We start from the raw sequence: 6,740 nt of genomic DNA on the forward strand, positions 1-6,740 counted from the left end.
ATTTGGTCCGTAACCGGTGACGCGCGCACGACTTTGGTGACCGTGGCTGCTGCCGGCCCGACCGATCGCAACGACTGCCAAAAGGTTTCACTGCCATCGCGTTCACCTCAAATCGACAGGAAGAGCATCTCCATGAGCGGCGGCAACATTCCAGCATTCCAAAGCGCGACCTCCATTCCCCGCTGGCGGTCCTTGCTCTTTGTCCCCTCCCATATCCCACGGTTCGTTGAAAAAGCTCATGACTGCGGTGCGGACGGAATCATACTTGACCTCGAGGACTCGGTCCCGCAGGAGCGGAAAGGCGAGGCAAGGCGGCAAATTTCTGAATCCGTGGCGAAGGTAGGTCGCAAGGGTGCGTCGGTTTTGGTCCGCGTGAACCGTGGCCTGCGCGCCTTGGCCGCCGATCTGGATGTAGCCGTCATGGCGGGGGTTGATGCACTTGTTCTTCCCAAGGTGGACTCGGCGGAGTGGGTGTCAGAGGTCGTGAATGCCGTAACGGAACTTGAACGGGAGAGAAATCTTGCCCAGGGTTGCATCCGGTTCCTTGCCCAGATCGAGACCCCGGGCGCATTGCAGAGACTCGCGGCCATCGCGTCGGCCCATCCGAGAATGATCGCAATGACGCTTGGTCCTGAAGACTTCAGTGCCGCTGTTGGCGGCGCCCCGGAATTTGACCTGCTCCTGGCGCCGAGCCTTGCCGTGCTGTTCGCTGCCCGTGCGGCCGGCTTACTCCCTCTGGGCTTCATAGGAAGCATCGGCGAGTTCTCGGACAGCTGTAAGCTCCATGAAGTCGCAATTCATGCGCGACGGCTTGGCTTTGCCGGCGCCCTGGCGATCCATCCGGCACAGGTGGCCATCTTGAACGAGGCGTTCTCGCCGAGCGCAAAAGAGCTCGCATGGGCGCGCCGTGTCGTCGCGGCGGAAAAGGCTGCCGCAGGGCGGGGTCTGTGTGCCTTCGCGATGGATGGCAAGATGATTGACCCGCCGGTGGTGCGGCGCGCCCATGAAATCCTGGCCATCGCCGGCAATAATTGACTACCTCCGGTCACTGGCCGGACAGGGAGCCCATCTCCGGTGTGTAGCTAAATTTTGCAGCTCGGCCGGAACAGGCTAACAGGCCGCTATCCGCATCGATCTTGCCGCGACGGCACCCGCTGAGTCTCCTGCCGATGCTGCTTCTTCCTGCCGGTGGTACTGTCGCGCCTGTTTAGACGCCTCTTTCTGGAAGAACTGCGGCCGCCTATGAAGCGGGCAGACTGAACTTCTTCGGGGAGATCGCCGATCCATGGCTAGGCGAAGAACACGGCCTCGTCCGAGCGATCCGACGAGGCCTCGGCAACATGAAATCCAAGCCTACCTCATCGCAGCGGCGGTGAACCTGAAGCGGCTGGCGGCCGCTTTGTTTGCCCGATTCCTGAAATTTTTGGTGCTGAGGCCGCCTCTGACACTCGTTGAGGAACCCTGAGGAAGTATTCCGGCAATCATAGCGTCGAAGCCAGCGCAGGCCCGGATCACACGCGGAAAAGCCGGCTTCCTCAACAGGCCCTCGGGTCCACTTCATAAGGAACGTTCTGGCGCATGCCAGCAAAAGCGGCCGCTGCGTCCTGTCCGGATCGCGCAGTTCGCCGTCCATCGCCATGCGCCGGACGCCAATATCTGTGCCGCCGCCGAGCGGCGCACACCTCCAAGACGGCAACAAAAGACACCGCGTCCAACTCCACGGTGTAGCGCGACGATCTTGGAGAGAAGCTCTCACCTTGATCGCCGCGCCGCACCACGGCAATCGTCGTCACGATCCGTCTGCGACGGCGCCCTCGACTGCCGTGATCGCCTTCGCAAATGTCCTTACCGACCTGGCGAAGATGGCTTTGGCCCCTCCTCTAGGCCACAATCCCATGGCGCCAGTTCCTACCCGCGGCTCCGTTCAATCCGGCTTGCAATGAGGTCCGACAACCAGCCCGGCCGCTCCGTCGCGCCCAGTGACCTCACAAAAGCCTCCAGATTCACTCCTGTCATGAGGGGTGATTTGCGATGCCAAAGACCCTTTCAATCAATCTGGCGTGAGCTTGTTTTGGTCATGTGTTGGACGGGATTCACGCCGACAAGCGGCAGAGGAATTTGCGGTCCGGTGAATTCGGCGGTGCGGATCGCAGTGTGGCACCGCTCGAAGCTGGAGCTGCATGGTGAATTTCTGATCCTGCGGACTGCCGAGATGCCCGACATCCCGATGCCGGCGCTTGCGGCCGAACTTGCCGCGCTGGAAATACACATCGATCCATCAAACCTGTCGCGTTGGTTCATCCGGAACGGCTACCACCTCAAAAACGTATGGCCCACCCCATCGCAAGCGGGTTGTGCAGCATCATCTGATCAGTCTGCGCCAACGTATCCGGTCTTAGGGTTGCACCCTGGCCAAGATGGAGATTCGCGCGCCCCGATCCTCATAAAACGTGCGGCATCAAGCGCCATTTTTTTGATCAGGTTTTCGGGACGCCGATCGACTGTCAGGCCATCTACACTCACCACCCGCAAACATCAAAAGTCGAAAACGCCGGGTCTGCTTATTCGACAGATCAGGCTATGAAGCTTTTCCCGCCGCAGCCACTAGATCGAACTTTTGGCCACAACGTAGAACTGCCCAGACAATCCGCGCCAGCTTGGCGGCAAGCGCCACCACTGCGGTGTTCATGTGGGCACGCGCAAGGAGGTGACGAAGCCACTCGCCAAGAGGCGTCGTGGTTCTGGACAGGGTCGGTAGCGCTGCCCTGGCCCCATGGATCAGCATCTTGCGCAAATATCCGTTTCCTCGCTTGTTGATTCGGAGCAATCTTGGCTTTCCACCTGTCCTCATCTGCCTCGGTACCAATCCCAGCCAAGCGGCAAGACCCCAGCCGCGGCCAAAGGTCTGGGCGTTGCCGATCGCTGCCGTCAGAGCCGTCGCATTCAGCGCCCCGATACCCGGAATCGTGGACAGCAGCCTCGCGGACTCGTTCGAACGGACATGCGCCACGAATTCCTTGTCAAAGGCCGTGATCCGTCGATCGAGATCAGCCCACTATGATCTCATGTCCTCCATCAGCGCCAGGATGCGTGAGCTAAGGGGCAACGCTTCCTCGGCCGTCAGCATATCCAGATGCAAATGCAGCTTCCGCCGTCCCTGCGGAGCGATGATCCCGCGCTCCAGCAGAAAGGTTCGCAATTGGTTGATCAGCGCCGTCCGTTCGCCAACCAGGCGATCACGGGCGCGATGCAGACTCTGCATATCGAGCTGCGCTTCGCTTTTCAGTTCGACAAACCGCATCGGTCGTGTGGCGGCCTCTGCAATCGCTTCCGCGTCACGATCGTCGTTCTTCTGCGCTTTGACGTAAGGACGGACATATTCCGGCGACATGAGCCGGACCTCGTGCCCTTGTCGTTGAAGCACCCGTCCGAGATGGTGCGCGCCGCAGCAAGCCTCCATTGCCACTATGCAAGCTGGTAAGCCTGCGGCCAGTTTGACCACGCTCTCCCGCCGCATACGCCGACACAGAACGATTTGGCCGATCGTGTCCATCTTCCAGTTCCTTCTCTCCAGTTGTCCGGACAGCAGCATGCGCCGGGGAAGAGGGGCGGGCCATTCCATAAAACGCTGCTGGCCAGCGAACATGATCGGCCTGATGTCAGGAAGGCACGCCGGGCGCGGAACTGCACCGCCGGCCCATCGTCCTCGACGAACCGATACGACAACGAAGATGACTCGGCTCTGTGGGCGCTACTCCAAAGGCCAGCGCCTGAACGCCAAACGACATCTGAGCCCTCTTCCCACCACCCGAATGCACAAATTAGTTCAAGGAGACCGGATAATCTGAACGTCAGTCGCAAATCGGACGTTCGCGGTTGGCCTGAACCTGAAACCTACCAAAATCCCCTTTGACGGCATCGAGCTTGGTGTTTTCGGCTCGGCTAATTTGCCATGATCAAATTTCGCGAGCAGATGGGGCCGAACGCCGAGAACGTCAGTGGGGCGCGTTCCAGGCACTCAATCGCGGCCGCGTCACCGTCTGAGCACGCCCGCTCGGTCATAGTGCGAACTGGGCCGCAGTCTGATGAACCCTCCATTGGACGAGATGCCATTCACTTTCGAGTTCGGTCGCCCAGACGCACTTTCAGGCAGCCAGCGCCGTCTCGACCAGGTTCACCCAATAGCCGATGCCATAGGGCAGGGCTTCGTCGTTGAAATCATATCCCGGGTGATGCACGGAAGCGGTCGGGCCGTTACCGATGCGAATGTACGCACCCGGCCGCGCCTCAAGCATGTAAGCAAAATCCTCCGACCCCAAGCTCGGCTTGCACTTGTCGTCCACGGCGGCTCGCCCGACGAGACCGCGTGCCGCTTTGAGTGCCAAATTGGTCTCCTCTGTATGATTAATCACGAGGGGTTCGAGCCGCCGATACCTGAACTCTATCTCCGCGCCAAATGCGCGCGCGATACCATTTGCGCACACCTCAATCTGTCGTTCCGCAAAGTCCCGCAAGATCTCTGAGAGGGTCCTGACAGTGCCAGCGATTTCAGCATGTTCTGGAATAACGTTGTAGGCTTGGCCAGCATTCAACTTGGTGACAGAGATTACGACCGACTCGGTTGGGTCTGTATTGCGCGAGACCAAAGTCTGCAAGCCCACGATAATCTGTGCCGCTATCACAATCGGATCGACGTTTTTATGCGGACTGGCGGCATGGCCGCCCTTGCCCTTCACTACAATGTCGAACTCGTCGAGCGCGGCACAGATGGAGCCGGTGCGAATACTAAACTTGCCGACCTCCAGACCAGGCCAGTTGTGCATGGCGAACACCTGGGAGATGCCAAAACGATCCATAATCCCTTCTTGGACCATTCTTTGGCCGCCGCGGCCATCTTCTTCAGCGGGCTGAAAAATAAGGGCCACGGTACCCTTGAAGTTGCGCGTATGCGCAAGGTATTTGGCGGCGCCGAGCAACATAGCCGTGTGGCCGTCGTGGCCGCATGCGTGCATTTTGCCGGGTATAGTCGACGACCAGGGCTTTTGTGTCGCTTCAAGTATAGGCAGGGCATCCATATCCGCTCGCAACCCGATAGTCGGACCATCACCGCCCTGGCCTTGAATCAATGCGACGATACCGGTTTCGGCTATGCCCGTTTCGACGTGATTAATGCCGAACGATGCCAGCTTCTCGGCCACAAACCTGGCCGTGTTGTGCAGCCCGTAATCAAGCTCGGGGGTCTGATGGAGATGGCGCCGCCACTCGGTTGCCTCGCTCTGCAACACCCGGAAAGCATCGACGCGGCGCATTTAAACGTTCCTGTCCCTTTTGTTAGCCACCACATTGGGGCGCCGGTTCGGCTTGCGTCAAATCCAGATTGTGCATTGAGACCATCTGGTTTTCAGATGAATACAGCCGACTTGCGGCAGTAACTCCATCCGGGGCATCGCCGGTCCTGCTTCATAACGCTCAGCCGCGTCCCTACGATAGCCCTGATGATCCGAAAGCAGCCCGGAATGCCCGCTCACGATCCTCCGTCGGATACCGTGTCGAATCTCTTCCCATGACAGCGCCTACATTTCGCAAGCCGGAAGTTCGGGAAAACGTGGGCGGTCAAATCACGGGCAGAAGAATGGGTTACGGAGTAGGGGCAGGGGCGGAAGTGACTTTATCATATGACTACCATATGAAAGGGGCATCGGATGAGCGTCGACTTTGAGTTTTACCTTTCCGTTCGGGCAGCTCGGGAGCGTTACACGATCAAGCTTCCGAGGTGGTTCGAAGCCTGCTTCGCCCGTGCACGAGTTAGTGGAGTCGAAGAAACGGGAGGCCACGCGTGCCAGTTTGATGACCAAGCGGAGACTACAGAAGAGCGTCCAATGTCTGATTCATGAGGATAACTCCTTGCGGATCTTTTTCCTCATGCACTTCTTCTATGCATGACGGGGTTGTGCAGTAGCCACTCGGGGTCATCTCTGCTCAGAGGCTGGCGCCGAATGCCGTCATAGGCTGGGCCGCTGTGCTGGGCCCGGCTTCTCAGCTGTCCCATCCAGTGAGATCGCGATTAGCGGCGCGCTTCGTCTGGGGCGTCACCTTCGGCTCGCAAGCGATCCCGGGTGCAGGAGCACGTTCCTGTTATAGGCGATGTAGTCGCCGAGCTCGGATCCGTCCCGGGGGAACGGTTCCGCCTGCTTCTCAAATCGACCCGATCGGACACCCCGCGCGCGTCTTCAACATGTGCTGCTTGGCCTCGTGTCCAGCGCACTCGCAAGATTGCGGACCCAGCCGCCTCGCTAGCTGCGTCCTTTTAGAGCCAATGCTTCCTTCAGCCCCGTTCTGTCGATCTAATATTGATCAGACCATGCGCCCTTGGAGGCACGAGGAGTCGCCTCTCCTAATGGCGGCTTCAATTATCTGAATTCTAGATGGACACAATATTGATTATATTCTTGCCCGCTACCGGGCCGATGGAGATAGGGTGGCCATAGGCAACGGCGCGGAGATGCGCGCTCGCCGCTGCACAATGTAGCTGGAAGACTCGATGGTTTCCCTGATTTGCTGCAGGTTGCTCTCCTGCGGGAACGTGCCCGTACCATCGGTTAAGATCACAACCAGAAGGGGATGATCGCATGAACAAGCTGGTGACGATGATGGCAGCTGCGGCATCAATCGCAATTGGATCTGTGGCTTCGGCGACCACGGCCAATGCCGGCGGCGTACTCGACAAAGTGCTCGCCACA

General features: G+C 59.1%; 3 protein-coding genes and 2 pseudogenes. 3 read left to right on the forward strand and 2 right to left on the reverse strand.

Translation table 11 applies throughout. The features are described from left to right. The first annotated feature begins 132 nt into the window (after positions 1 to 132). From ACWTU8_RS29715 to ACWTU8_RS29725, 3 genes and pseudogenes are all read left to right on the forward strand, one after another. Positions 133 to 1,035 (forward strand): HpcH/HpaI aldolase/citrate lyase family protein, encoded by a 903-nt coding sequence (locus ACWTU8_RS29715; RefSeq protein WP_455850939.1) that lies wholly within the window; start codon positions 133 to 135, stop codon positions 1,033 to 1,035. Between the two features lie 123 nt (positions 1,036 to 1,158). Beyond that, positions 1,159 to 1,465 (forward strand): annotated as a pseudogene (locus ACWTU8_RS29720) (hypothetical protein); the annotation flags it as partial. A 663-nt stretch (positions 1,466 to 2,128) separates the two neighbouring features. Beyond that, positions 2,129 to 2,584: a hypothetical protein gene (locus tag ACWTU8_RS29725; protein WP_455850940.1), complete on the forward strand. Its 456-nt coding sequence runs from the start codon at positions 2,129 to 2,131 to the stop codon at positions 2,582 to 2,584. Here ACWTU8_RS29725 and ACWTU8_RS29730 read toward each other — a convergent pair. Together ACWTU8_RS29730 and ACWTU8_RS29735 are read right to left on the reverse strand one after the other, a co-directional pair. After that, a pseudogene (locus ACWTU8_RS29730) lies at positions 2,579 to 3,592 on the reverse strand (IS110 family RNA-guided transposase). The gene ACWTU8_RS29725 and the pseudogene ACWTU8_RS29730 overlap by 6 nt on opposite strands. Before the next feature lie 553 nt (positions 3,593 to 4,145). Further along, positions 4,146 to 5,309, reverse strand: coding sequence for a M20 aminoacylase family protein (locus ACWTU8_RS29735; protein ID WP_455850941.1), 1,164 nt, complete (start codon positions 5,307 to 5,309; stop codon positions 4,146 to 4,148). Positions 5,310 to 6,740: the final 1,431 nt, after the last annotated feature.

It is taken from the genome of Mesorhizobium sp. BHbdii, from assembly GCF_053848045.1.

Coding starts and splice junctions, on each gene's coding strand:
- ACWTU8_RS29715 (WP_455850939.1), top strand. CDS start 133: ATGAGCGGCGGCAACATTCCAGCATTCCAAAGCGCGACCTCCATTCCC.
- ACWTU8_RS29735 (WP_455850941.1), bottom strand. CDS start 5,309: ATGCGCCGCGTCGATGCTTTCCGGGTGTTGCAGAGCGAGGCAACCGAG.